Source organism: Sphingomonas quercus (genome assembly GCF_018863195.1).
Taxonomy (GTDB): domain Bacteria; phylum Pseudomonadota; class Alphaproteobacteria; order Sphingomonadales; family Sphingomonadaceae; genus Solisphingomonas; species Solisphingomonas quercus.
Map to the genome: position 1 here is coordinate 215,883 of NZ_JAHKRT010000005.1, position 23,615 is coordinate 239,497.

Annotated in this window: 26 protein-coding genes; 10 read left to right on the plus strand and 16 right to left on the minus strand. The window is 68.5% G+C overall.

The features are described from left to right. Nucleotides 1-70 precede the first annotated feature (70 nt). From KOF26_RS11165 to KOF26_RS11185, 5 genes are all read right to left on the minus strand, one after another. Nucleotides 71-1,051, minus strand: coding sequence for a cation diffusion facilitator family transporter (locus KOF26_RS11165; RefSeq protein ID WP_216324630.1), 981 nt, complete (start codon nt 1,049-1,051; stop codon nt 71-73). Next, entirely contained in the window at nt 1,051-1,701 is a 651-nt protein-coding gene (locus tag KOF26_RS11170) for a phosphatase PAP2 family protein (protein WP_216324633.1), read from the minus strand. Before KOF26_RS11170 ends, KOF26_RS11165 begins: the two co-directional genes overlap by 1 nt. 149 nt (nt 1,702-1,850) lie before the next feature. Beyond that, entirely contained in the window at nt 1,851-3,248 is a 1,398-nt protein-coding gene (gene lpdA, locus KOF26_RS11175; RefSeq protein WP_216324636.1) for a dihydrolipoyl dehydrogenase, read from the minus strand. A 30-nt stretch (nt 3,249-3,278) separates the two neighbouring features. Next, nucleotides 3,279-3,683: an acyl-CoA thioesterase gene (locus tag KOF26_RS11180; RefSeq protein ID WP_216324639.1), complete on the minus strand. Its 405-nt coding sequence runs from the start codon at nt 3,681-3,683 to the stop codon at nt 3,279-3,281. Between the two features lies 1 nt (nt 3,684). After that, nucleotides 3,685-4,974, minus strand: coding sequence for a pyruvate dehydrogenase complex dihydrolipoamide acetyltransferase (locus KOF26_RS11185; protein ID WP_216324642.1), 1,290 nt, complete (start codon nt 4,972-4,974; stop codon nt 3,685-3,687). A gap of 133 nt (nt 4,975-5,107) precedes the next feature. On the opposite strand from KOF26_RS11185, the gene KOF26_RS11190 reads away from it, so the two are divergent. Next, nucleotides 5,108-5,560, plus strand: coding sequence for a universal stress protein (locus tag KOF26_RS11190; RefSeq protein WP_216324644.1), 453 nt, complete (start codon nt 5,108-5,110; stop codon nt 5,558-5,560). 129 nt (nt 5,561-5,689) lie between these two features. Here the strand turns inward: KOF26_RS11190 and KOF26_RS11195 are convergent, their stop codons facing one another. The 3 genes from KOF26_RS11195 to KOF26_RS11205 are packed head-to-tail and all read right to left on the minus strand — an operon-like array spanning nt 5,690 to nt 7,225. Next, on the minus strand, nt 5,690-6,169 hold the full coding sequence (locus KOF26_RS11195) for a GAF domain-containing protein (protein ID WP_216324646.1): 480 nt from the start codon (nt 6,167-6,169) through the stop codon (nt 5,690-5,692). A gap of 2 nt (nt 6,170-6,171) precedes the next feature. Further along, complete coding sequence (arfB, locus tag KOF26_RS11200; RefSeq protein WP_216324648.1) at nt 6,172-6,585, minus strand: alternative ribosome rescue aminoacyl-tRNA hydrolase ArfB; 414 nt, start codon at nt 6,583-6,585, stop codon at nt 6,172-6,174. After that, nucleotides 6,572-7,225, minus strand: a complete 654-nt coding sequence (locus KOF26_RS11205) for an RluA family pseudouridine synthase (RefSeq protein ID WP_216324649.1) — start codon at nt 7,223-7,225, stop codon at nt 6,572-6,574. The genes arfB and KOF26_RS11205 overlap by 14 nt, the downstream gene beginning before the upstream one ends. A 129-nt stretch (nt 7,226-7,354) precedes the next feature. On the opposite strand from KOF26_RS11205, the gene ctrA reads away from it, so the two are divergent. From ctrA to KOF26_RS11230, 5 genes are all read left to right on the plus strand, one after another. Beyond that, the gene (gene ctrA, locus KOF26_RS11210) at nt 7,355-8,050 is read left to right on the plus strand and encodes a response regulator transcription factor CtrA (RefSeq protein ID WP_216324651.1); all 696 of its coding nucleotides are present in this window, start codon (nt 7,355-7,357) and stop codon (nt 8,048-8,050) included. A 107-nt stretch (nt 8,051-8,157) separates the two neighbouring features. Next, nucleotides 8,158-9,636 carry a circularly permuted type 2 ATP-grasp protein gene (locus tag KOF26_RS11215; protein WP_216324653.1) on the plus strand — a complete coding sequence of 493 codons (1,479 nt, stop codon included), beginning with the start codon at nt 8,158-8,160 and terminating at the stop codon, nt 9,634-9,636. Beyond that, the gene (locus KOF26_RS11220) at nt 9,636-10,571 is read left to right on the plus strand and encodes an alpha-E domain-containing protein (protein ID WP_216324655.1); all 936 of its coding nucleotides are present in this window, start codon (nt 9,636-9,638) and stop codon (nt 10,569-10,571) included. Before KOF26_RS11215 ends, KOF26_RS11220 begins: the two co-directional genes overlap by 1 nt. After that, on the plus strand, nt 10,571-11,392 hold the full coding sequence (locus KOF26_RS11225) for a transglutaminase family protein (protein ID WP_216324658.1): 822 nt from the start codon (nt 10,571-10,573) through the stop codon (nt 11,390-11,392). The genes KOF26_RS11220 and KOF26_RS11225 overlap by 1 nt, the downstream gene beginning before the upstream one ends. Continuing rightward, nucleotides 11,389-12,150: a proteasome-type protease gene (locus KOF26_RS11230; protein WP_216324661.1), complete on the plus strand. Its 762-nt coding sequence runs from the start codon at nt 11,389-11,391 to the stop codon at nt 12,148-12,150. Before KOF26_RS11225 ends, KOF26_RS11230 begins: the two co-directional genes overlap by 4 nt. Nucleotides 12,151-12,202: 52 nt before the next feature. On the opposite strand, the gene KOF26_RS11235 is transcribed toward KOF26_RS11230, so the two are convergent. Continuing rightward, entirely contained in the window at nt 12,203-12,958 is a 756-nt protein-coding gene (locus KOF26_RS11235) for an arginyltransferase (RefSeq protein ID WP_216324664.1), read from the minus strand. A gap of 111 nt (nt 12,959-13,069) precedes the next feature. Further along, nucleotides 13,070-14,311, minus strand: a complete 1,242-nt coding sequence (locus KOF26_RS11240; RefSeq protein ID WP_216324667.1) for a threonine ammonia-lyase — start codon at nt 14,309-14,311, stop codon at nt 13,070-13,072. 121 nt (nt 14,312-14,432) lie between these two features. Between KOF26_RS11240 and KOF26_RS11245 the strand changes: the two genes are divergently transcribed. The 3 genes from KOF26_RS11245 to KOF26_RS11255 are packed head-to-tail and all read left to right on the plus strand — an operon-like array spanning nt 14,433 to nt 17,983. Continuing rightward, complete coding sequence (locus KOF26_RS11245) at nt 14,433-15,410, plus strand: L,D-transpeptidase (RefSeq protein WP_216324670.1); 978 nt, start codon at nt 14,433-14,435, stop codon at nt 15,408-15,410. A 48-nt stretch (nt 15,411-15,458) separates the two neighbouring features. Next, complete coding sequence (locus KOF26_RS11250; protein ID WP_216324673.1) at nt 15,459-16,328, plus strand: NAD(P)-dependent oxidoreductase; 870 nt, start codon at nt 15,459-15,461, stop codon at nt 16,326-16,328. Beyond that, nucleotides 16,325-17,983 carry an amidohydrolase gene (locus tag KOF26_RS11255; protein ID WP_216324676.1) on the plus strand — a complete coding sequence of 553 codons (1,659 nt, stop codon included), beginning with the start codon at nt 16,325-16,327 and terminating at the stop codon, nt 17,981-17,983. Before KOF26_RS11250 ends, KOF26_RS11255 begins: the two co-directional genes overlap by 4 nt. A gap of 94 nt (nt 17,984-18,077) precedes the next feature. Here the strand turns inward: KOF26_RS11255 and KOF26_RS11260 are convergent, their stop codons facing one another. Next, nucleotides 18,078-20,156, minus strand: a complete 2,079-nt coding sequence (locus KOF26_RS11260) for a protein-disulfide reductase DsbD family protein (protein ID WP_216324680.1) — start codon at nt 20,154-20,156, stop codon at nt 18,078-18,080. A 473-nt stretch (nt 20,157-20,629) separates the two neighbouring features. On the opposite strand from KOF26_RS11260, the gene KOF26_RS11265 reads away from it, so the two are divergent. Further along, complete coding sequence (locus tag KOF26_RS11265; RefSeq protein WP_435876848.1) at nt 20,630-20,782, plus strand: entericidin A/B family lipoprotein; 153 nt, start codon at nt 20,630-20,632, stop codon at nt 20,780-20,782. A 25-nt stretch (nt 20,783-20,807) separates the two neighbouring features. On the opposite strand, the gene tatC is transcribed toward KOF26_RS11265, so the two are convergent. The 5 genes from tatC to KOF26_RS11290 form a co-directional block, all read right to left on the minus strand. Continuing rightward, nucleotides 20,808-21,581, minus strand: a complete 774-nt coding sequence (gene tatC, locus KOF26_RS11270; RefSeq protein WP_216324683.1) for a twin-arginine translocase subunit TatC — start codon at nt 21,579-21,581, stop codon at nt 20,808-20,810. Then, nucleotides 21,578-21,979: a Sec-independent protein translocase protein TatB gene (tatB, locus tag KOF26_RS11275; protein WP_216324686.1), complete on the minus strand. Its 402-nt coding sequence runs from the start codon at nt 21,977-21,979 to the stop codon at nt 21,578-21,580. Before tatB ends, tatC begins: the two co-directional genes overlap by 4 nt. 27 nt (nt 21,980-22,006) lie before the next feature. Beyond that, a complete protein-coding gene (locus KOF26_RS11280; protein ID WP_216324690.1) occupies nt 22,007-22,240 on the minus strand; it encodes a twin-arginine translocase TatA/TatE family subunit in 234 nt (77 codons plus the stop codon). Nucleotides 22,241-22,308: 68 nt separating this feature from the next. After that, nucleotides 22,309-22,890 (minus strand): SMC-Scp complex subunit ScpB, encoded by a 582-nt coding sequence (scpB, locus tag KOF26_RS11285; protein ID WP_216324692.1) that lies wholly within the window; start codon nt 22,888-22,890, stop codon nt 22,309-22,311. Next, a complete protein-coding gene (locus KOF26_RS11290) occupies nt 22,887-23,612 on the minus strand; it encodes a segregation and condensation protein A (RefSeq protein WP_216324695.1) in 726 nt (241 codons plus the stop codon). The genes scpB and KOF26_RS11290 overlap by 4 nt, the downstream gene beginning before the upstream one ends. Nucleotides 23,613-23,615: the final 3 nt, after the last annotated feature.

Below are 23,615 nucleotides of genomic sequence, written 5' to 3' on the forward strand. Positions count from 1 at the left end.
CAGGCATCGGAAATGCCGGGCCTCCAGCCATCGGGGCAGCGGGCGCCTATAGAGTGAGGGGGGCCGCCGGTCAACCGGAGTCGCGGAGAGCCTTGGCAGCGGCCTCGTCGGCCGCTCGGATGCCGGCGTCATGCACGGCACGCGATTGCGGCTTGATATAGACGCGCGCGATCTCAGGCCAATCCCGGCGCAGCTGGCTTTCCACGTCCGCGATCAGCGCCTCGACGTGGCCGGCCGAGACGGCATCCTCGAAGTCGACGCTCATCGCCACGAACACGGAGTCGGGCGCGAGATGGATCGTCGCCACCTCCAGCACGCCGACCACCTCGGGGTGCGCATCGACGACGTCGTGGATCGCCCTGATCAGCCGCGGCGACGCCCGTTCGCCGATCAGCAGATCCTTGGATTCCCGGGCCAGCAGCACGGCAACGACACCGAGAATGAGTCCGATCAGGATCGAGGCGGCGCCGTCCCACAGCGGGTTACCGGTGAAATGCGCGAGCCACACGCCGATCGCGGCGATGACGAGGCCGGCCAGCGCCGCCGAATCCTCGAACAGCACGATGAACGTCGGCGGATCCTTGGAGCGACGGATCGCCTCCCACCAGCCCTGCTGGCCGCGGGTCTGGGCGAATTCGCGGATCGCCAGCACCCAGGACGTGCCCTCCATGACGAAGGCGATGCCGAGCACGACGTAGTTGACGGTGGCATCCGTCATCGGCTCCGGCTCGATGATGTGGAGCACGCCCTCGTAGATGGAAAAACCGGCGCCGACCGCGAAGATCATGATGGCGACGACGAAGCTCCAGAAATAGAGCTCGCGGCCATAGCCGAGCGGATGGATCTCGTCCGGCGGGCGGCGGGAGCGCTTCTTGCCGTAGAGGAGGAGCAGCTGGTTGGTGGAATCGACGACCGAGTGAAACCCCTCGGTGAGCATCGCGGAGGAGCCGGTGATCCCCGCCGCGATGAACTTGGCGACGGCGATGCCGAGATTGGCGACGAGCGCCGCGTAGAGAACAAGATTGCCGCCGTCCTTCCCGTTCTCCGCCATCAGCCCGCTCTCCTCAGGCGAGCCCAACGGGTGATGACGGATAGGGTTGCCCGGACGATCAGCGCGAAGCCCGCCCCCTCGCACCAGCCGGCCAGCACATCGCTGGGCCAGTGGACGCCGAGCGCGACGCGCGAGAGGCCGACGAGGGTCATGAACAGGAGCGCGGCGGCCACCGCCCAGCCCCGCCAGCGCGGCGGCGCCAGATAGAGCGCGAGGCCGAGGGCGAGGGCCGCCGCCCCCTCGGAATGGCCGCTCGGAAAGCTGAAACCATCGACGGGGTCGCCGTGCGGGAACAACGTCGGACGCGGTCGGGCGACGAGGTCCTTGGCAAGCGCATTGAGGCCGAGCGCCCCGCCGACCGTGACGAGCAGCCCCGCCGCAGCGAACCGGTCGCGGCGCGCGACAAGCAGCGCCACGGCGAGGATGGCGACGGGGATGCGAACATGGCTGTCGGCAAGGCGGGTCCAGATCAGCCAGAAGCCGGCGGGGCCGTTGGAAAGCGCGGAAAGCCCCGCGCGGTCGAGCCCGTCGGTCCAACCGGCGGCAATGGCGAGGCCGATGAGGACCGCTCCGAGCAGAAGCAGCACCCCGCCGCCAATGGCGCGAGCGACCGCCCCTCCCGGCTCGCCACGCCGAACCGGCTTCAGCATTCATGTCTCCCCGACCGCCTGAGCGTACGGATGGATGGAGCCCGGGTCAGGCCCGGGTGACGGGCTCTGTCCGCGAAACTGCCCCGGAACCGGGGGTCAGCTGACGGGCAGTGCAGGTGGCGGCGGGGCACCGTCGCCACCTCCCACCGTCAGATGTGCAGCGCCCGGCCGTAGGCGGCGAGCACGCTCTCGTGCATCATCTCCGACAGCGTCGGGTGCGGGAACACCGTCTCCATCAGTTCGGCCTCGGTCAGCTCCCCGGTCTTGCCGACCGTATAGCCCTGGATCAGCTCGGTGACCTCGGCGCCGATCATGTGCGCGCCGAGCAGCTCGCCGGTCTTGGCGTCGAACACGGTCTTGATGAAGCCCTCGGCCTCACCCAGCGCGATCGCCTTGCCGTTGCCGATGAACGGGAATTGACCGACCTTCACCTCGTAGCCGGCCTCCCTGGCCTTGGCCTCGGTGAGCCCGACGCTGGCAATCTGCGGCCGGCAATAGGTGCAGCCCGGGATGTTCTTCGGGTCCATCGCGTGCGGATGGCCGCCGGTGATCGCCTCGACGGCGATGACGCCCTCATGGCTGGCCTTGTGGGCGAGCCACGGCGGCGCGGTGACGTCGCCGATTGCCCACAGCCCCTCGACATTGGTGCGGCAGGCACCGTCGGTGACGATATGCCCGCGCTCCGTCTTCACGCCCAGCTCTTCCAGGCCGATCGATTCGGTGTTGGGGACGATGCCGATGGCGACGATGACGTGGCTGAACTCGGCTGAGATGATCTTGCCGTCCTTGCCCTTGATCGCCGCGGTGACGCCGTTCGCCTTGACATCGAGCTTGTCGACGCCGGCGCCGGTGATGATCGTCATGCCCTGCTTCTTGAGCTGCTTCTCGAGGAAGGCGGAGACGTCCGCGTCTTCCACCGGCACCAGCCGGTCGAGCATCTCGACGACCGTGACGTCGGCGCCCATGTCCTTGTAGAAGCTGGCGAATTCGATGCCGATCGCGCCCGAGCCGATGACCAGCAGCTTGCTCGGCATCTCGCTCGGCGTGAGTGCGTGGCGATAGGTCCAGATGCGCTTGCCGTCGGATTTGGCGAAGGGGAGTTCGCGCGCCCGTGCGCCGGTGGCGACGATGATGTTCTTGGCGGAAAGCTCGGTCGTCTTGCCGTCGGCGGCGGTGACGCTGAGCTTGCCCTTCCCGGTCAGCTTGCCGGTGCCCATGAACACGGCGATCTTGTTCTTCTTCATCAGGTGCGTGACGCCCTGATTGAGCTGCTTGGCGACTCCGCGGGAGCGCTGCACCACGGCGCCGAGATCGGCGCTGATCTTGTCGGCGATCAGGCCGTAGTCCTTGGCGTGCTGCATGTAATGATAGATTTCCGACGAGCGCAGCAGCGCCTTGGTCGGGATGCAGCCCCAGTTGAGGCAGATGCCGCCAAGCAGCTCTCGCTCCACGATCGCGGTCTTGAGGCCGAGCTGGCTCGCGCGGATGGCGGCAACATAGCCGCCGGGCCCGGAGCCGAGGACGATGAGGTCGAACGATTCAGCCATTGCGCCACTCCTGATGATATGATGCCGGCGTCACTGCCCGCCGTCGCCCGGCATGGGCGGCACGGTGCGCTTCTGGCGGTCTTCTCCGATGGCGACGAAGGTGTAGGTCGCCTCGGTCACTTTCTGGGTATGTTCGTCGTTGCGGGCACGGCGCCACGCCTCGACATGGACGCGCATCGAAGTGCGCCCCACGCCGACCAGCGCGGCGAAGACAGACACCTCGTCGCCGACCGACACCGGCTTGTGAAAGGTCATCGCATCCACCGCGATCGTCACGGCGCGCCCGCGCGAATGGCGCGACGCGACGGACGATCCCGCCAGATCCATCTGGCTCATCAGCCAGCCGCCGAAGATGTCGCCATATGGGTTGGTGTCCGCCGGCATCGCGGTAACGCGGATGGCCGGCGCGCCCTCTGGCGGCCGCGCATCATCCATGTCAGGCGATCATCCCGAGCGGATTTTCGACCAGCTCCTTGAACACCTTCATCAGCTGGGCGCCGTCCGCTCCGTCGATGGCACGGTGATCGAAGCTGCCCGTGGCGCTCATCACCGTCGCCACGCCGAGCTCCCCGCCGACGATATAGGGGCGCTTCTCGCCGGCGCCGATCGCCATGATCATCGCCTGCGGCGGGTTGATCACCGCCTCGAACTGCTTGATGCCGAACATGCCCATGTTGGACAGGCTGGCGGTGCCCCCCTGATATTCGGAGGGGTCGAGCTTGCCTTCCTTGGCGCGGGCCGCGAGGTCCTTCATCTCGGTGGAGATCTTCGACAGGCTCTTGGCGCCGGCGTCGACGATGATCGGGGTGATCAGCCCGCCCGGGATCGACACTGCGACCGAGATGTCGGCGCGCTTGAACATCAGCAGCTGATCGCCGGTGAACTGGACGTTGCACTTCGGCTCGGCCTCGAGCGCGACGGCCAGCGCCTTGATCAGCATGTCGTTGACCGACAGCTTGACGCCGCGGCTCTCCAGCCCGGCGTTGAGATCGGTGCGCAGCTTGAGCAGCTTCTCGAGGTTGATGTCCACCGTGAGATAGATGTGCGGGACGGTCTGCTTGGACTCGGTGAGCCGGCGCGCGATCGTCTTGCGCATGTTGGAGAGCTTGACCACCTCGTGCGGGATCGCGCTGTCGGTCGGCTGGGGTGCCGGCGCGGCCGCCTGCGGCGCTGGGGCCGGTGCGGCCTGCGGAGCGGCGGCAGGCGCCGCGCCGGGCTTGCCGCCCTCAAGGTCGGCCTTGACGATGCGGCCATTCGGGCCGGAACCGGACACGCCGGAAAGATCGATGCCCTGCTGTCCGGCGAGGCGGCGGGCGAGCGGGCTGGCCTTCACGCGATCGCCGCCGCTGGTGCTGGCGGCTGCCTGCGCCGCGGCCGGCTTCGGCGCGGACGCGGGTGCCGCGGCCGGCGCAGGCGCAGGGCTGGGCGTCTCGGCCCTGGGGGCTTCCGGTTTCGCGGCGGGGGCCGGCGCGGAGGCATCCTCGCCCTCGCCGGCGATGAGCGCGATCACCGCGCCAACCTTCACGCCGTCCGTACCCTCGGGCACGACGATCTTGGCGATCGTGCCTTCATCGACGGCTTCGAACTCCATCGTCGCCTTGTCCGTCTCGATCTCGGCAAGGAGATCGCCCGACTTGACCGTGTCCCCTTCCTTCACGAGCCATTTGGCGAGGGTCCCTTCCTCCATGGTCGGCGACAGAGCTGGCATCTTCAGTTCGATGGGCATCGAGTTTGGCCTCGGCATGGAAGGACGATGTGTTCCTGTCCTTCGCGATCCTGCCCGCCAAGGTCAAGGCCGACGCTTGCGGTGATTGTAACAATGTACCACCGTCGCCCCGGCAAAAGGAGAGTCGGCGGCCATGCGCACCTATCTGGTGGTGATCGACGAGACGGCGGAGGCGCGCATGGCGTTGCGCTTCGCGGCGCGGCGCGCGGCCAAGACGGGCGGCGGCGTCGACATCCTCGCCGTCGTGCCGCGCCAGGAGTTCGTCCAGTGGGGCGGCGTGCAGGCGGCGATGGAGGAGGAGGCGAGGCTGCGCGCCGAGGCGCTGGTGGCGCAGGCGGCGGGCGAGCTGGTCGAGGAACTCGGCCTCCACCCGACGCTGATCGTGCGCGAGGGCGAGCCGGCACCGACCATCCTGGCAGTGATCGGAGAGCGTCCGGACATCGCCGCGCTGGTGCTCGGCGCGGGCGCGGGCGCCTCGCCGGGGCCGCTCGTCACCCACTTCTCGACACGGGTAAGCTCCATGCCCTGCCCGCTGATGCTGATCCCCGGCACCCTTGCCGATGAGGCGCTGGACCGGCTGAGCTAGGCCCCTGCGTCTGCCCCGTCGTGCTGAATGCGTTTCAGGATCCGCCCCCTCCACACAGTGAGGAGTTGTCGCAGCAGCGGGATCCTGACAACAAGGTCAGGGCGGCGATTTGCGTGAAGGCCGCCCGGCCTAGATCCGCGCCGCCAGCACCCGCATCAGCGCCTCGCAGCCGGCCGCGTCCTCAACGTCGAAACGACCGGTTACCGGGCTGTCGAGGTCGAGCACGGCGATGACCTTGCCGTCGCGAACGATCGGCACGACCAGCTCGGCGGCAGAATCCGCATCGCAGGCGATATGCCCGGGAAAGGCGTGGACATCGGCGACGAGCTGCGTTTCAGCGGTGGCCGCAGCGGTGCCGCACACGCCCTTGCCGATCGGGATGCGGATGCAGGCGGCCTTGCCCTGGAAAGGGCCGAGCACCAGCTCCCCGCCGATCGCGCGATAGAAGCCGGCCCAGTTCAGGTCCGGCAGATATTGCCAGATCAGCGCGGCGACATTGGCCATGTTGGCGATGCCGTCCGGCTCGTCGGCGGTGAGCGCGTCGAGGGCGCTGGCCAGTTCGCGGTAAAGCTCGGCCTTGCTGCCGGCGGCGATGTCGAAATGATACATGCTCACTCCATGGAGGGCCGGCCCCGGCCCTTCTTGATCGCGCCGCGGGCCGCCTTCGCCTCGACGCGCCGCGCCTGGGAGGCGCGCGTCGGCCGGGTCTTGACCCGCTTCGCCTCCCGCACATGGGCCTTGGCAAGGAGCACGCCAAGCCTCTCGCGCGCCTCGGCGCGGTTCGCCTCGCGGGTGCGGTGGGTGCGCGCGACGATGACGATCTCGCCGGCGCCGGTCATGCGCGTGCCGGCCAGCGTCTTGAGCCGGCGATAGACGTCGGGGGCGAGGCCGAGCGCGAACACGTCGAGGCGCAGCTGCACGGCGGTCGCCACCTTGTTGACATTCTGCCCGCCCGGGCCGGTGGCGGCGAGAAACTTCTCCTCCAGCGCCTCCTCCGGAATCGGCCAGACCTCAGCCGCCGGCATCGGCGAACACCCCGAAGCGCGCCGGCACCGGCGCTTCCGCCGCGATTGCCGGATGGGAGTCACGCGGGACGCCGAGTCGCCAGGCGTGGAGCAGCATGCCGCCCGCCGCGGACCGGCCATAAACGGGGTCGCCGACGATCGCCGCGCCCAGCCCCTCGGCGGCGTGGACGCGGATCTGGTGGGTGCGGCCGGTCTCCGGGCGGAAGGCGACGAGTGCGCGGCCTTCCCTGGCCGTCAGCACCTGCCACAGCGTCACGGCGGGTTTGCCGTCGGCCCGCGGCACGATCCGCCAGCCGTCCTCGCGGCTGGATATCTTGGCGAGCGGCAGGTCGATTCGCCCCTCCCCGCCCTCCGGCACGCCATCCACCACGGCAAGATATTCCTTAACGACACGGCCGGCCTCAAAGGCGGCGGCGAAGCGCTTGTGGGCGCGCGGGTTGCGCGCCAGCAGCAGGCAGCCGGAGGTGTCGCGATCCAGCCGATGCACCGCGGTCGGCCAGCGCCGATAGCCGAAGCGCAGCGAATCCAGGTGATTTTCAAGGCTGAGCGTACCGTCGCGGACCGGCGTGACCGGCAAGCCCGCGGGCTTGTCGAGGATGATCGCCTCGGCGTCGATGAACAGGATGCGGTCGGCGAGCATGGGTTCGTCATGCCCGTCGACCCTCAGCGAGGCAACCGCCGAAGGGCCGAATCGTTAACCTCTTTATCAGCCGTTAACCTTTCTGCTTCATAGGGGTATATGGGGCGTGAACAGGGATAGGATTTCACAATGCGCGTGCTGCTGATCGAGGATGAGCCGACCACTGCCAAGAGCATTGAGCTGATGCTGTCGGCCGAGGGCTTCAACGTCTACACCACCGATCTGGGCGAAGAAGGCCTCGATCTCGGCAAGCTGTATGATTACGACATCATCTGCCTGGACCTGAACCTGCCCGACATGCACGGCTATGACGTGCTGAAGAAGCTGCGGGTGGCCAAGGTGCAGACCCCGGTGATGATCCTGTCCGGAATCGGCGAGATGGATTCGAAGGTCCGCGCGCTCGGCTTTGGCGCCGACGATTATATCACCAAGCCGTTTCATCGCGAGGAGCTGATCGCGCGCATTCATGCCGTCGTGCGCCGCTCCAAGGGACACAGCCAGTCGGTGATCCGCATCGGCAAGCTGGCCGTGAATCTCGACGCGAAGACGGTCGAGGTCGATGGCGCGCGAGTCCATCTGACCGGCAAGGAATATGCGATGCTGGAGCTGCTCGCGCTCCGCAAGGGCACGACGCTGACCAAGGAAATGTTCCTGAACCACCTTTACGGCGGCATGGACGAGCCCGAGCTGAAGATCATCGACGTGTTCATCTGCAAGCTGCGCAAGAAGCTCAGCCTGGCCTGCGGCGGCGACAATTACATCGAGACGGTGTGGGGCCGCGGCTATGTGCTGCGCGATGGCGAGGAAGCGACGAAGGTCGCCTGACCCCCGGCACGGCCTGCTTTTGACAAAAGCGCGGAAAACCCGACACTACTGCTCTTGTGCGGCGCAAAATTGCGTTGCACTCTGCCCGCCGGCAACACAGGGGCGGCATGACCGAGCGGCGCGCATTCGACGAGATCATGGGCCAGGGCGACGAGGCGGATGGACGCCCCGAATTCGCGGCCCTCGCGCGCTGGATCAGGGAGACGCCGCTCGGCGAACTGCAACGCCGGCAGGCCGCCGCCGAGGCGGCGTTCCGCACGCTCGGCATCACCTTCGCCGTCTATGGCGAGGAGGAAGCGTCCGAACGGATCATTCCGTTCGACATCGTGCCGCGCGTCTTCACCGCCGGCGAATGGGACGGGTTGCAGGCCGGGCTTGAACAGCGCGTGCTGGCGATCAACGCCTTTCTCGACGACGTCTATGGCGAGCGGCGTATCCTCAGCGAAGGGGTCGTGCCCGCGGAGCTGATCCTCGCCAATCCGCAGTTCCGCACGCAGGTGGCCGGTGCGCGGCCGCCGCACGGCATCTACGCCCATATCTGCGGCATCGATCTGGTGCGCACCGGGCCGCAGGATTTCTTCGTGCTGGAGGATAACGCCCGCACGCCGTCCGGCGTCTCCTACATGCTGGAGAATCGCGAGGCGATGATCCGGCTATGTCCCGAGCTGTTCGAGATGTTCGCGGTGCGCCCGGTCGATACCTATCCCGACACGCTGCTCGAGACGCTGCGTTCGGTGGCGCCCGGCCATGGCGGCAATGAGCCGGTGTGCGTGCTGCTCACGCCCGGCCATTTCAACTCCGCCTTCTACGAGCACAGCTTCCTTGCCGACAATCTCGGCATCGAGCTGGTCGAGGCCGCCGACCTGGAGGTCGACGACGATTTCGTGTGGATGCGCACGATCGAGGGCCGGGTGAAGGTCGACGTGATCTACCGGCGCATCGACGACGATTATATCGATCCGCTGTGGTTCCGGCCGGACAGCATGCTTGGCATACCCGGGCTGATCTCGGCCTATCTCGCCGGCAATGTCGCACTGGCCAACGCGCCCGGCACCGGCATCGCCGACGATAAGGCGATCTACAGCTACATGCCCGAGATCGTGAAATTCTACTCCGGCGGCGAGGCCAGGCTGCCGAACGTCGAGACCTGGCGCTGCCGTGAGCCGGAGGCGCTGCGCTACACGCTCGACAATCTCGACAAGCTGGTCGTCAAGCTGGTCGACGGATCGGGCGGTTATGGCATGCTCGTCGGGCCGACCGCGACCGCGGCGCAGATCGAGGATTTCCGCGCCGCGCTGATCGCCGAGCCGCATCGCTACATCGCCCAGCCGACGCTGGCCCTGTCGACGGTGCCGACCCTCGTCGAACAGGGCGTGGCGCCGCGCCATGTCGATTTCCGCCCCTTCTGCCTTACCGGCACCGGCGGCGTTAAGATCGTGCCGGGCGGCCTCACCCGCGTCGCGCTGCGCGAGGGATCGCTGGTGGTGAACTCGTCGCAGGGCGGTGGCACCAAGGACAGCCTGGTGCTCGCGCCGCCGCGCGAACGACAGGCGCAATCCCAATTCCAGTTCCAGGGGCGCGGCTGATGCTGAGCCGCACCGCCGCCCATCTCTACTGGATCGGCCGCTATGTGGAGCGGGCCGAATTCACCGCGCGGCTGATCGAGGCGACGATCCGGCTCGACTCCCTCGCCCATACGCCCGCCGGCAAGGGCGCCTGGGAGAGCGCGCTGGCGGTGGTTGGCGCGGAATGGAGCTTCGCGGCGACGGGCGCCGAGCAGGGTCCGGCCCCGGTCAGCCGGTACATGACGCTGGACACCACCAACCCCAATTCGATCCGCTCCTGCCTGGATCACGCGCGCTCCAACGCCCGCGCGGTGCGCACCGCCCTTTCCCGCGAGGCGTGGGAGGCGATCAACCGCGCGTGGCTGGGCCTGCGCAACACCCACAACACATCCGGCGGGCCGGGCACGCTGGCGCTGCTCGATCAGCTCAAGGCCGAGGCCCGCGGCTTCGAGGGGGCGCTGCACCGCATGCTGCGCAACGAGGCGAGCTTCTTCGTGCGGCTGGGCGCGACGATGGAGCGGGCGGACAACACTGCACGGCTGATCGACGTCAAATATCACCTGCTGCTGCCGGAAGGCGAGAAGGTCGGCGGGCCGATCGACCGCGACCAGTGGACGACGATCCTGCAGACGGTATCCGCGGTCACTTCCTATCGCTGGCTGTATCGCGAAGGCCTGCGCCCACGACTGGTGGTCGACATGCTGGTGCTCCGCAAGGAGATGCCGCGGTCGCTCGCCGCCTCGGCGGAGGAGGTGGTCAGCCTGCTCAACCTGATCGGCAAGCGGACGGGCCTGCAGGGCGAGGCCGACCGGCTGGCGCGGCTGCGTCAGGCTGCGCTCAATCGCGCGACCCTGACCGGCATCATCCAGAGCGGGCTGCATGAGTGGCTGTCCGCCTTCATCGCCGACAACGCCCGGCTCGACACCGCCATCGCCGCCCAGTTCCGGTTCGCCTGATGCGCCTCATCATCCAGCACGCCACCATCTACAGCTTCGCCGAGCCGCAATCCCGGCTGGTGCAGCTGCTCCGCGTCACACCGTCGAGCTACGCCGGCCAGAACGTCGTCGACTGGCAGATCGACGTCGATTGTGACGCGCGCCTCAAGGCCGGCCGCGACGGCCACGGCAATGAGACCACGATGCTCTACGTCAACGGGCCGATCCGCCGCATCCGGGTAGCGGTTGCCGGCGAGGTGCTGACCGACGACAAGGCCGGCATGGTCGGCGGATCGCCGGAGCCGCTGCCGCCGATTCTCTACACCCGCCCCTCGCCCTATGCCGCGCCGGATCGGGCCATCGCCGAGTTCGCGGCGGCGGCGCTGGCGGATGCCGGCGATCCGCTGGGCGCGATGCACGCGCTGATGGCCGGGATCCACCGCCGCATCGCCTTCGATCAGGCGCCACCGGCGAACCGGGTGCGCACCGCCGCCGAGGCGTTTGCCGCGGACAAGGGCAGCTATCTCGATCATGCCCATGTGATGATCGCGGCGGCGCGATCGCTGGGCCTGCCGACGCGCTTCGTGTCGGGCTATCTGTTCCGCTCGAACGACGACGGGCCGCGCCGCGCCGGGCATGGCTGGGCCGAAGTGCATGTGCCGGATTATGGCTGGATCGGATTCGACGCGGTCAATGATCATTGCCCGGACGCCAACTATGTCCGCGTCGCCACCGGCCTCGATCATGGCGAGGCGGCGCCGCTGCTCGGCGCGCGCACGGGCGGCGGGTCGGAATATCTGGAAGTGTCGGTAAGCGTCACCGCGCCCGAGGTGACGGCATGACCTATTGCGTCGGCATGCTGCTCGCGCAGGGGCTGGTGATGATCGCGGACACGCGCACCAATGCCGGCGTCGACAACATTTCCTCCTATCGCAAGCTGCACATGCTGGCGGACGATGAGGACCGGCTGGTCGCGGTGGCGACGGCCGGCAACCTTTCCATCACCCAGACTACGCTCGGCCTGCTGGCGGAGGGCGTGGCGATCGACCCGGACGATCCGACGCCGCGCCGCGTGTCCGAGATGCCGAGCATGTTCCGCGTCGCCCAGCTCGTCGGCCGGGCGCTGGCCATCACACGCGGCCAGATGAAGGAAGGGCTGGAGGCGGACAAGGTGCCGTCCACCGCATCGCTGCTGCTCGGCGGCCGGATCGGGCGGGAGCCGCTCAAGTTGTTCAACATCTATTCCGCCGGCAATTTCGTGGAATGCCTGCCCGACCAGCCGTTCGTGCAGATCGGCGAGACCAAATATGGCAAGCCGATCCTGGACCGGGCGTTGACCTATGACACGCCGCTGGAAGAGGCGGTGAAGGTTGGACTGATCTCGTTCGACTCGACGATCCGCTCCAACCTCGCGGTCGGTCGGCCGCTGGACCTGATCGTGGTGCCCGCCGATCCGGCGCGCCGTCATCTCCAGCGGCGCATCGCCACCAACGACGCCTATTTCGATGACCTCTCGGCGCGCTGGTCGATGCTGCTGCAGGAAGCGCGCGACATCATCCCGGATCCGCCATTCATGGCCGGCTGGCTGGCGGGGGAGTAAGGGCGGCGAACGGAGCGCCGTGCGCTCGTTCGCTCTCCTCCGGAGGCCGCCTTCAGCCCCGTGCGGGTTCGAAGCGGCGCCAGCCTTCAGGGCTAAGGCGCTCGATCGGGCGGAAGCGGGTCTTGTAGGCCATGCGGGCGCTGCCCTCGACCCAATAGCCGAGATAGACATAGGGCAGCCGTGCGCGCGACGCGCGCAGGATGTGATCCATGATGATGTAGGTGCCGAGGCCGGGCCGGGCGCCCGGCGTATCGGTGTCCGGATCGAAGAAGCTGTAGATCATCGACAGCCCGTCAGACTGCTGATCCGTCAGGCAGGCGCCGACCAGCCGGCCGGGCCGGCCATCCTCATCCGAAGGCTCGCGATATTCGATGATGTAGGTCTTGACCGGGGTCTGCTCGACCATGTCGGCGAAATCGACATCGTCCATCTCGGCCATGCCGCCGCCGGGGTGACGCGCCGCGAGATAGCGGCGGAGCAGGGCGAACTGCTCCTCGGTGGTCCACGGCTTGCACGCCGTCACCACCAGATCGCCGTGGCGGCGAATCAGCCGGCGCTGGGTTCCGTTGGGGCGAAATTCGTCGGTGACGACGCGCACCGAGACACAGGCCTGGCAATCCAGGCAGCTCGGCCGGTAGGCAACCGACTGCGAGCGCCGGAAACCGATACGGCCGAGCGCATCGTTCAAGTCCGTCGCATGGGCGCCGCTCAGCTCCGTGAACACCTTCCGCTCCGTCTTGCCCGGCAGATAGGGGCATGGCGCGGGCGTCGTCACGAAGAAGCGCGGGAAACGGAACGGCGCAGTCACCGGCAGGCAATCTCCGCTGGACAGGATTGGTGGCTTATAGCGGAAAAGCTTCCGAAACGGAAAGGGTCAGCCCAAGCAAAGAGGGTTAAGACGGCGTTGCGCTCGACCGGATCAGGCGAGCTCGACCTTGCTCGCCTCATATCCGCCGGCGGTCAGCGCCTGCATCAGCCGATCGAGATGGGCGGCATCGCGGGTCTCGCACTCGATGTCGGTGATTAGGCCCTTGGCCGGCAGCGTCGAGAAGACGCGCTGGTGATAGACCTCGATGATGTTGACGCGCTCCTGATCGAAGATGCGCGCGACATTGTAGAGCGCGCCGGGCCGGTCCGTCAGCTTGATGCGCAGGCGGGCCAGCCGGCCGGAGCGGGCGAGATCGCGCAGCAGCACGTTGGCCAGCAGCCGCGTGTCGATATTGCCGCCGGTGAGCACGATGCCGACCTTGCGGCCGGCGAAACGCTCCGGGAAAGCGCGCAACGCGGCGAGGCCGGCGGCGCCGGCGCCTTCCACTACCGTCTTCTCGATCTGGAGGAGGAGTGCGACGGATTCCTCCAGGTCGCGCTCCGAGACGAGCAGCATGTCGTCGACCAGCGTCTCGACGATGCGCGCGGTGAGCGCGCCGGGCTCCTTCACCGCGATGCCCTCGGCCAGCGTATCGCCCTGGGTGGCGAGGTGGGTGCCGCGCACGCGATTGTACATCGAGGGATAGAGTTCGGCCTGCACGCCGAACACCTCGATGCCGCCATGGGCCCTGGCGACGGTCGCGCAGCCGGAGATGAGGCCGCCGCCGCCGACCGGGATCAGCAGCGTGTCGATCTCCGGCACGTCGGCGAGCATCTCGACGGCAACCGTGCCCTGCCCGGCGATCACCGCCGGATCGTCGAACGGATGGACGAAGACGAGCCCCTCCGCCTCGGCGACGGTGAGCGCATGGCCATAGGCGTCGTCGAACGTCTCGCCGTTGAGGATGACGCGCGCGCCATGCCCCTCGGTCTGCTGCACCTTCACCATCGGCGTGCTGAGCGGCATGACGATCGTCACCGGCATGCCGAGCCGCGCGCCATGATAAGCGACGCCCTGAGCATGATTGCCGGCCGAAGCGGCGATGACGCCCCGCGCGCGCTGGCCGGCATCGAGCAGCGACAGCCGGTTGAGCGCGCCGCGCTCCTTGTAGGACGCCGTGAACTGGAGGTTCTCGAACTTCAGCCAGACCTCGGCACCGATCATGTCCGACAGGGTCTTGGACTTGAGCGTCGGCGTGCGCACGATCGCGTCGGCGATGCGGCCGTGGGCGGCGCGCACATCGTCGAAGGTCACGATCGGGGGCGGGGGGGTGAGCGGAGTCGCGGTGGCCATAGTGGCGCGGCCATAGCGGATCGGGGCTCCCACGGAAACCGGCCCGCCCCGCCGGTCAGTGGCGCAGGGGGCAATCGATCGGATATAGGGGCGTGTGTAACGTCGCTTCGCGGGGAGCCGGATGCGCCTGCCTTTGCCCTTGTTGCTCATCCTCGGCCTCGCCGCCCAGCCGCTCGCCGCCCAGCCCCAGACGCTGACGCCGGCCCAGCCGGTGACGATCGAGGCGGTGATCAATGCGCTGAAACCGGGGCAATATCTGTGGGCGCCGCAGCTGGCGCCGGCCGGGCCGATGATGATCGTCGTCAGCCTCGCCAAGCAGCGCGCCTATATCTACCGCAACGGCGTGATCATCGGGGTGAGCACGATCTCGTCCGGCAAGGCGGGCAAGGCGACGCCGACCGGCGTGTTCACCATCCTGCAGAAAAAGGTCGATCACAAGTCGAACCTCTATAACGATGCGCCGATGCCCTATATGCAGCGGCTGACCTGGGACGGCATCGCCATGCATGCCGGCAACCTTCCCGGCTATCCCGCCTCGCATGGCTGCATCCGCCTGCCGCTGGCCTTCGCGAAACTGCTTTATGCCGAGACCAGTTTCGGCCTCACCGTGGTGATCACCAACGACGCCCCGATCCCGCGGCTGACGCCGACGCCGGCGGCGCTGACCGGCGCCGCGCCCGCGGCCGCCCCCGCTCAGCCAGGCCAGGCACTGGTCCGCTGGACGCCCGAAAAGGCGCCGACCGGCCCGCTCTCGATCATCATCAGCGGCGCGGATCATCGCCTGATCGTGCTGCGCAACGGGATTGAGATCGGCTCGACGCCGGTCAGTTTCTCCGAGCCGGTGGCGCTGCCCGCCGCCTATGTGCTGAAGAATGTCGACGCCGACGGCGCGCACTGGCTGACGATGAGCCTGCCCTGGGACAAGGCGGCGGCCTCGCGCACGGTGACGCCCGAAGAGCGCGCCAAGCTCGCCCTCCCCGAGGATTTCCGGCTGAAGCTGCTCGCCATCCTCGAGCCGGGCGCCACCGTCGTCGTCACCCCCGACACGCTGCGCGCGGGCAGCACCGGCAAGCCGATCACGGTGATCGCCGAGCAATAGGACGCGCACGCTCGACTTGGGCACGCGCACTGCCTATCCATCGCGGACATGGCTCGCATCGCATTCATTGGGCTGGGCGTGATGGGCGCGCCGATCGCCGGCCATCTCGCCCGCGCCGGCCATCAGCTGACCGTGCACAACCGCACGGCCGCGAAGGCCGAAGCGTGGGTGGCGGCGTTCGGCGGACAGCAGGCCGGCTCGCCGGCCGAGGCAGCGGCGGGCGCGGAGGTGATCATCACCTGCGTCGGCGACGATTTCGACCTGCAGGACGCGACGATGGGCGCATCCGGCGCGTTCCGCAGCATGGTGCGCGACGCCCTGTTCATCGATCACAGCGCGGTTTCCGCCCGCCTCGCCCGACAGCTTGCGGTTGAGGGGCGCGACCGCGGGGTTCGGGTGGTCGATGCGCCGATGTCGGGCGGGCAGGCCGGCGCGGTGAAGGGGCAGCTGTCCCTGATGTGCGGCGGCACCAAGGCCGCGTTCGCCGCGGCCGAGCCGATCATGCGCGCCTATGCCGCGCGCATCGTCCATATCGGCCGCCCCGGCGCCGGCCAGCAGGCCAAGCGCATCGACCGCGTCGCCACCGCCGGCATCATCCAGGGGCTCGCCGAGGCGATCGCGCTCGCGCGCGCCGCCGACCTCGATCTCGACCGGGTGTTCGAGGCGATGTCGGGCGGAGCCGCGTCGAGCTGGTTCCTGGAGAATCGCTGGGAGACGATGACACGCGGCGACTATGATTTCGGCATGGCCGTCGATCTGATGCGCAAGGAGCTGGCGCTGGCGATCGACGAGGCGCGGGTGGCCGGCGCCACCCTGCCCGTCGCCGCGCTGGTCGATCAATTCTATGGCGACGTGCAGGCCATGGGCTATGGCCATGACGACAACACCGCCCTTCTGCGCAGGTTCGATCGCAAATGAGACTGAGGATGGGCGGCACGCTCGCCGCCGCGCTGCTGCTGACTTTGGCGCCCCCCGCCTTCGCCGACGGGCTGATCGACAATGTCGACGGCGTGACGCTGGACGGCAATGGCATTGTCAGGCGTTTCAGCGGCATCGTCATCACCCCCGAGGGCCGCGTCGCCAAGCTGCTCGACAAGGGCGACAAACGTCCGGACGAGCTCGATTTCCGGCTCGACGGCAAGGGGCAGCACCTCATCCCCGGCCTGATCGACGCGCATGGCCATTTCATGGAACTGGGGTTCTTCGCCCTCCGCCTCCAGCTGTTCGACACCAATTCGCTGGCCGAGGCGCAGGGCCGGCTCGCCGCCTATGCCGCCGAGCATCCCCGCCCGATCTGGGTGCAGGGCGGCGGCTGGAACCAGGAGCGCTGGGGGCTGGGCCGATTCCCGACCGCCGCCGACCTCGATCAGGTGGTGAAGGATCGGCCGGTGGTGCTCGGCCGGGTGGACGGCCATGCTCTGTGGGCGAACAGCGCCGCCATCGCCGCGGCCGGCATCACCGCCGCGACCAAGGATCCGCCCGGCGGCCGCATCATCCGCGATGCCAAGGGAAATCCGACCGGCGTGTTCGTCGACGCCGCGCAGGCGCTGCTCAACAAGGCGGTGCCCGAGCCGACACCCGTCGAGCTCGACCGCGCCTTCGCCAAGGCGCAGGAAATCCTGTTGTCGAGCGGCCTCACTGCCGTCGCCGACATGGGCACCACCCTCGCCGACTGGCAGGTCATGCGCCGCGCCGGCGACGCCGGCCGGCTGGACGTGCGCATCCTGTCCTATGGCTCGGGCGTGGAGACGGCGCTGGCGGTGGCCGGCACCGGGCCGACGCCGTGGCTTTATGACGGCCGGCTGAAGATGGTCGGCGTCAAGCTCTATGCCGACGGCGCGCTGGGTTCGCGGGGGGCCTACCTCAAGGCCCCTTATGCCGACGCGCCGGGCGAGCGCGGCCTCGGCTTCAACAGTGACGCGCAGCTCAAGAACCTGATGAGCCGGGCGGCGATGGACGGCTTTCAGGTGGCGGTGCACGCGATCGGCGATGCCGCCAATGCGCAGGTGCTCGACGCCATCGACCAGCTCGCCGAGACCTACAAGGGCGACCGGCGCTGGCGGATCGAGCATGCGCAGATCGTCGACGTGGCGGACCTGCCGCGCTTCGGCAGGAACGGCGTCATCGCCTCGATGCAGCCGACGCACGAGACATCGGACTGGCGCATGGCCGAGGCGCGGCTGGGCCCGGCCCGGCTGGAGGGCGCCTATGCCTGGGCGACGATGCTCAAGCTGGGTTCACCCCTCGCCTTCGGGTCGGATTTCCCGGTGGAAAGCCCCAACCCGTTCCCCGGCCTCGCCGCCGCCATCTCCCGCGAGGACGAGAAGGGTGAGCCTGCCGGCGGCTGGCGCCCGCAGGAGAAGGTGACGATCGCGCAGGCGCTGGCGGGCTTCACCACCATGGCCGCCCATGCCGGCTTCGCCGAGGACCGGCTGGGCAGCCTCGAGCCGGGCCACATGGCCGACTTCCTGCTCGTCGACCGCGATGTCATGGTCGTGCCGGCCAAGGAGTTGCGCGAGACCAAGGTGCTGGAAACCTGGATCGGCGGCCGGCGGGCGTGGGTCCGGAAATAGGCGGCTTCCCCGTCCGGCTCGAGCCTGCCGAAAGCCGGCCGCCGCGGCGATGGCTGCGTCTCGACAGGTGCGAAGCGCGCGGACGGGAGTAAGGTCAGGAACTCGCGCGTGCCGCCAGCAGGCCGGAAGTCAGCACCTGTGGCAGGATCTCGGCAGGCTTGCCCGGCGCGTACCACAAATAGAGCGGCACGCCGGAGCGGCCCTGTGCCTCGATGAAGCGGCCAATCGCCGCATCGCCGCGCGTCCAGTCGCCAACCAGCACCGCCACCTTGCCCTTGTGGAAGGCTTCGGCGGTCTCGGCACGCTCGATCGCGGCCTTCTCGTTGACCTTGCAGGTGAGGCACCAGTCGGCGGTGAAATAGACGAACACCGGCCGGCCCTCCGCCTGCAACGCGGCGAGGCGGTTCTCGCTGAACGGTTCGGATGCCAGCGCGTCCGTGGCGGCGGCAGCTTGCGCGGGCAGCACTGATTGCGGGACGAAACCGATCGCGGCCGCCGCGACGATCGCCGCGGGGGCCAGCGCCAGCCAGCCGCGCCCGCGTCCCGTCGCCTGCCGCCGGCCATAAGCCCACAGGCCGAGCCCGATGGCGAGTGCGGCGGCCAGCCCGATCACCATCCCGTCGACACCGGCCTGCCGCCCGAGGATCCACGCGAGGCCGAGCGCGGTGAGGAACATCGGGATGGCGAGGATGTGGCGGAAACGATCCATCCACGCCCCGGGCCGGGGCAGCATCCGCCGGAATGCCGGCACGAAGCCGAGCAGCAGGAAGGGCAGCGCAAGGCCGAGGCCAAGGCCGCCGAACACCGCGAGCGCGGCTGCCGGCGGCAGCACCAGCGCGGCGCCGAGCGCGCCGGCCATGAACGGGCCGGTGCACGGCGTCGCCACGAAGGCGGCGAGCGCGCCGGTCCAGAAGGCGCCCTTGGTCCCGCCCTGCGCGGCGAGGCTGTCACCGCCGGCGATCACCGCCAGCTCGAACAGGCCGGCAAGATTGAGCGCGATCGCCGTCACCAGCACCAGCAGGAACAGGATGACGCGCGGATCCTGGAGCTGGAACGCCCAACCCGCCGCCGATCCCGCGGCGCGCAGGCCAAGCAGCACGCCGCCGAGCGCCAGGCAGACCAGCACGACGCCGGCGGTATAGGCGACCGCTTCCCTGCGCGGGGCATGGCTGTCATCGCCGGCACGCGCCAGGCTCAGCGCCTTGAGGCTGAGGATCGGGAAGACGCAGGGCATGATGTTGAGCAGCAGCCCGCCGAGCAGTGCGCCGCCGAGCGCGAGGAGAAAGGTGCCGCCGCCGGGGCCGCTGCCACCCTGCTCATCCGATGCGCCGTTGGCGGCGACGGGCGTGCCATCGGCAGGCACCGCCCCGGGGACCGCGCGGAATTGCAGACCCTGTCCGTTGCCGATGCGCAGCACGCCCTCGACCGGGCCATTGACCGCGCCGGCCGCCTTGGTGGCGATGACCAGCATGTCGCCGTTGCGGGTGATCCTCTGCGGCGCGGCATAGTCGACCGCGCCGTCGGTCAACGCGAAGAAATGCGGCGTGGCGACGCGCATCGACGCAGGCAGGGGCACGGCCATCCGGAAATTGCCGCCCGCCACGGCATAGCGCACCTGCTGGTCGAGCGGCCGAGGCATCGCCGCGCGCCAGCCGTCGAACGCGGCGCGGGCGGAGGCGTCGGGAGTGCCGTCGCCAACCTTTAGGTCGATGGCGAGGCTGGTGGTGGCCGGCACGCAAATCTGCTCGGTGCATTCCAGCCAGTCGAGTTTGACACGGACCGGCAGCGCGCTGCCCCTGGCCAGCCCCTTCGGCACGGTCAGCCGCACGAGATGGGCGTAGGGCGCCTCGTAGACATGGTTCATGAGGCCGGCGATCATCAACGTCGTCGGCACCGGATAGGCGAGCGGCCCGGCGCTGACGCCTTTGGGCAGCGTCCAGTGCGCCTCGGTTTCGAGGCCGCTATTGCCCGGGTTCTTCCAATAGCCGTGCCAGCCCGGCTGCGGCGTCCAGCGAATGGCGAGGGTCGTCGTCGCGCCGGCCGCCGGTGCCATGCTCTCGGCGACGAGCTGGGCGCGGATATGCGGCTGGCCGCCGCCCAATTGGGCAAGGGCCGGCACCGCGCCGAGAATGAGATAGAGGACCGCAACAAGTCCGACACGAAGACGATCCATCACCGCTCCCGCAAACACCCGCCGCCGCCATAGCATCGCGCACGGCCCGCTGCATGATCTGACCGCCATATGGGTATGACGCAGTATTTTGCACGGGCGGCCACGACTTCGGCACGGAGCGGAACGTCGCACTGATCAGACTAGCGGTGACGGAAAGCAAGACGCTGGCGGACACTCCCGCCATGTTCGGCCGCCAGGCATCGGCGCACGCCCGTCCCGGGCTGCGAAGTAAAAAAGCCGGCAGGCGCGGAACCCGCCCCGTCGAAGGGCGTTCTCTACTTCGGATAGCGACCTTTTGCCCCCCCGCTCTCGCTGTCCGAAATAAGGACCCGGACTGGCTGACCTCCCCCCGGCAGCCACTCCGGGTCCAACTCGTTTGGGGCCGTTCGATTCACCGCCTTCGGGAACCTGCCGCGCACCGAAACATTCTTTTCCGCAAGGGCAGCCTGAGCTGTCGTAGTCTGGAGGAAGACATGGTTCGCAAGGCTGGTATGCGTGGGTTCGCGATGCTGACGATGACGGCAGCCGCGCTGCTGATCACCGCGTGCAATACGGTGTCGGGTGCCGGCAAGGACGTGTCCTCGGCCGGCAATGCCGTGTCGAAGGCGGCCGATAAGTCCAAATAAGCCGATCGCGCGCGGGGGCGCGGTATCAGGCGGCAGTCTCGCTGTCGTCGGTGCCGCGCTCCCGTGAACGCCGCCGCTCCGTGAACAGGATCGCGATCAGCGCGAACTCGTAGAGCGCCACCAGCGGGACGGCGAGCATCAGCTGGGATACCACGTCCGGCGGGGTCAGCACCGCCGCCACCGCGAAAGCGCCGACGATCGCGTAACGCCGTCCGGCCTTGAGCTGGTTGCGGGTGACGATGCCCGCCTGTTCGAGCAGCATCAGCAGCACCGGCAGCAGGAATGCGACGCCGAAGCCGAACAGGAACTTCGTCACGAAATCCAGATAATTGCCGACGCCCGGCAACGCCTGCTGGTCGACACCGCCGACATTGCCCTGATAGCTGAGCAGGAAGCGCAGCGCGAGTGGCATCGCGACGTAATAGGCGAGCGCGGCCCCCATCAGGAACAGCACCGGCGTCATCACCAGGAACGGCAGGAATGCCCGTTTCTCCTTGGCATAGAGGCCGGGGGCCACGAACTGCCAGATCTGGCTGGCGATCACCGGGAAAGAGATCATGATCGCGGCGAAGAACGCCACCTTCACTTCGACGAAGAACGCTTCGAAGATATTGGTGTAGATGAGCTTGCCCTGACCGGCCCGCAGCAGCGGCTGCACTAAGAAGGCGAAGATCGGCTTGGCGAAATAGAGGCAGATGGCGAAGGCGAGGCCAAGCGCCGCGACGGCCCAGAGGAGCCTGCGCCGGAGCTCGATGAGATGCTCGAGCAGCGGCGCGCGGGTGTCGTCAATGTCCCTCACGGCAGCGGCGGACCGGAGCGCGACGGCGTGACAGGCTGGGCTTCGCTTTCAGCAGGCGCGGCAGGCGCGGCAGGCCCCGTTTCGGCAGTCGCTTCCGGCGGGGCGCCATAGTCGAATTCGGACGTCGGCCCGGGAATGGCTGGCGCAGGCGCGGACCCGTCCATCGGATGCTCGCGCATGATGCGGTCATTCTCCGATTTCCACCTCTTCTCCATCTCCTCCAACTCCGCCTCGCGGACCATCTGGTCGAAGCCGGAGCGGAAATGGCGGGCGACGCCGCGGGCCTTGCCCACCCAGCGGCCGACGTGCCGCATCACGCGCGGCAGATCCTTCGGGCCGATGACGAGAAGCGCCACGACCGCCACGAGCAGCAGCTCGGTGGGTGCAATATCCAGCATTATGTGGCCTTGGCCCGATTAAATTGATCAGGCGGCCGGACGATCGTCCTTCATCGGCTGCAACTCGCGGTCGCGATTTGCTTCGAGGGGCGGCTGCGCCTGGAGGCGCGGCGCGGGCTCGTCATCCTCGGCCATGCCCTTCTTGAAGCTCTTCAGGCCCTTGGCGACGTCGCCCATCATGTCGGAGAAGCGGCCCCGCCCGAACAGCAGGAGCACGACCAGCCCCAGCACGAGCCAGTGAATGAGGCTGAAACCACCCATGAGAATCTCCTGAAACGCAATCTGCGTCCAGATAAACCATTGGCGAACGGATTTGAACCTTTGATATCTTAATCCGGTTCCCCGTCCTCCCGGCCGTCGCTGGATGCGGGCATGTCTTCCAGCGGATCGAGCAGGCCGGAGGCGCGCAGTTCGTCGATACCGGGCAGGTCCCGCCGCGAGGCGAGTCCGAAATGATCGAGGAACCCCTGGGTGGTGGCGTAGAGCAGCGGCCGTCCCGGCGCCTCGCGCCGCCCGGCCGGGCGAACCCACCCGGCTTCCATCAGCACGTCGATGGTGCCGCGGGAAATCTGGACGCCGCGGATCGCCTCGATCTCGGCGCGGCTGGCGGGCTCGTGATAGGCGATGATCGCCAGCGTCTCGATCGCCGCCCGGCTCAGCCGGCGCGGCTCTTCCCGCTCGCGGCGCAGGATATGGGCGAGATCGGCGGCCGTCTCGAAATGCCAGAGCCCGCCCCGCTCGACGAGCTGAATCCCGTGGCCCTCATAATCGGCGCGCAGCCGCTCCAGCACCGGGCGCGGCGGGCCATAGTCCCCGAGCAGCTCGGCAAGTTGGGCGAGGCCGATCGGCGCCTCGGCCGCGAATAGCGCCGCCTCGGCGATGCGCAGCGCCTCGTCGCGCGCGCCGCTCATGCCGCGCGGATCATCAACGGGGCAAAGGCTCCGTCCTGGGCCAGCTCCACCTGCCCGCGTTTCGCGAGTTCCAGTGCGGCGAGGAAGCTCGAGGCCCGTGCCGAGACGGCCATGTCCGGATCGCGGGTGCTCGGCAGGAAACGGTCCAGCGCCTGCCAGCCGCTCAGCCGTCCGAGCATCCGCTCCATCCGGCGCAGCGCTTCCTCCAGAGTCATTACCGGCCGGCGCGCCACCACGTGCAGCACCGGCGCGGTGCGCGCGCGAACGCGGCCATAGGCGGCGAGCAGCTCATAGAGGTCGGCCTGCCACGCGGCGCGGCGGACCACCTCCAGCCCTTCCGGATCACCGCGCACGAAGACGTCGCGGCCAATGCGGTCGCGCGCCATCAGCCGCGCGCCGGCGTCCCGCATCGCATCCAGCCGTTGCAGGCGGAGATGAAGACGCGCGGCGAGCAATTCGGGATCGGGGTCCGCCTCCGGATCCTTGGGCAGCAGCAGGGCGGACTTGAGCAGCGCCAGCCATGCCGCCATCACCAGATAGTCGGCCGCCAGCTCCAGCCGGAGGCTGCGCGCCTGCTCGACATAGGCAAGATATTGCTCGACCAGCGCCAGGATCGAAAGCTCGCGCAGGTCTACCTTCTGGGTGCGGGCGAGCGCCAGCAGCAGGTCGAGCGGCCCTTCCCACCCGTCAATGTCGATGGTGAGGGCGGGCTCTTCGTCCATGGC

Coding starts and splice junctions, on each gene's coding strand:
- KOF26_RS11165 (WP_216324630.1), bottom strand. CDS start 1,051: ATGGCGGAGAACGGGAAGGACGGCGGCAATCTTGTTCTCTACGCGGCG.
- KOF26_RS11170 (WP_216324633.1), bottom strand. CDS start 1,701: ATGCTGAAGCCGGTTCGGCGTGGCGAGCCGGGAGGGGCGGTCGCTCGC.
- lpdA (WP_216324636.1), bottom strand. CDS start 3,248: ATGGCTGAATCGTTCGACCTCATCGTCCTCGGCTCCGGGCCCGGCGGC.
- KOF26_RS11180 (WP_216324639.1), bottom strand. CDS start 3,683: ATGGATGATGCGCGGCCGCCAGAGGGCGCGCCGGCCATCCGCGTTACC.
- KOF26_RS11185 (WP_216324642.1), bottom strand. CDS start 4,974: ATGCCCATCGAACTGAAGATGCCAGCTCTGTCGCCGACCATGGAGGAA.
- KOF26_RS11190 (WP_216324644.1), top strand. CDS start 5,108: ATGCGCACCTATCTGGTGGTGATCGACGAGACGGCGGAGGCGCGCATG.
- KOF26_RS11195 (WP_216324646.1), bottom strand. CDS start 6,169: ATGTATCATTTCGACATCGCCGCCGGCAGCAAGGCCGAGCTTTACCGC.
- arfB (WP_216324648.1), bottom strand. CDS start 6,585: ATGCCGGCGGCTGAGGTCTGGCCGATTCCGGAGGAGGCGCTGGAGGAG.
- KOF26_RS11205 (WP_216324649.1), bottom strand. CDS start 7,225: ATGCTCGCCGACCGCATCCTGTTCATCGACGCCGAGGCGATCATCCTC.
- ctrA (WP_216324651.1), top strand. CDS start 7,355: ATGCGCGTGCTGCTGATCGAGGATGAGCCGACCACTGCCAAGAGCATT.
- KOF26_RS11215 (WP_216324653.1), top strand. CDS start 8,158: ATGACCGAGCGGCGCGCATTCGACGAGATCATGGGCCAGGGCGACGAG.
- KOF26_RS11220 (WP_216324655.1), top strand. CDS start 9,636: ATGCTGAGCCGCACCGCCGCCCATCTCTACTGGATCGGCCGCTATGTG.
- KOF26_RS11225 (WP_216324658.1), top strand. CDS start 10,571: ATGCGCCTCATCATCCAGCACGCCACCATCTACAGCTTCGCCGAGCCG.
- KOF26_RS11230 (WP_216324661.1), top strand. CDS start 11,389: ATGACCTATTGCGTCGGCATGCTGCTCGCGCAGGGGCTGGTGATGATC.
- KOF26_RS11240 (WP_216324667.1), bottom strand. CDS start 14,311: ATGGCCACCGCGACTCCGCTCACCCCCCCGCCCCCGATCGTGACCTTC.
- KOF26_RS11245 (WP_216324670.1), top strand. CDS start 14,433: ATGCGCCTGCCTTTGCCCTTGTTGCTCATCCTCGGCCTCGCCGCCCAG.
- KOF26_RS11250 (WP_216324673.1), top strand. CDS start 15,459: ATGGCTCGCATCGCATTCATTGGGCTGGGCGTGATGGGCGCGCCGATC.
- KOF26_RS11255 (WP_216324676.1), top strand. CDS start 16,325: ATGAGACTGAGGATGGGCGGCACGCTCGCCGCCGCGCTGCTGCTGACT.
- KOF26_RS11260 (WP_216324680.1), bottom strand. CDS start 20,156: ATGGATCGTCTTCGTGTCGGACTTGTTGCGGTCCTCTATCTCATTCTC.
- KOF26_RS11265 (WP_435876848.1), top strand. CDS start 20,630: ATGGTTCGCAAGGCTGGTATGCGTGGGTTCGCGATGCTGACGATGACG.
- tatB (WP_216324686.1), bottom strand. CDS start 21,979: ATGCTGGATATTGCACCCACCGAGCTGCTGCTCGTGGCGGTCGTGGCG.
- KOF26_RS11280 (WP_216324690.1), bottom strand. CDS start 22,240: ATGGGTGGTTTCAGCCTCATTCACTGGCTCGTGCTGGGGCTGGTCGTG.
- scpB (WP_216324692.1), bottom strand. CDS start 22,890: ATGAGCGGCGCGCGCGACGAGGCGCTGCGCATCGCCGAGGCGGCGCTA.
- KOF26_RS11290 (WP_216324695.1), bottom strand. CDS start 23,612: ATGGACGAAGAGCCCGCCCTCACCATCGACATTGACGGGTGGGAAGGG.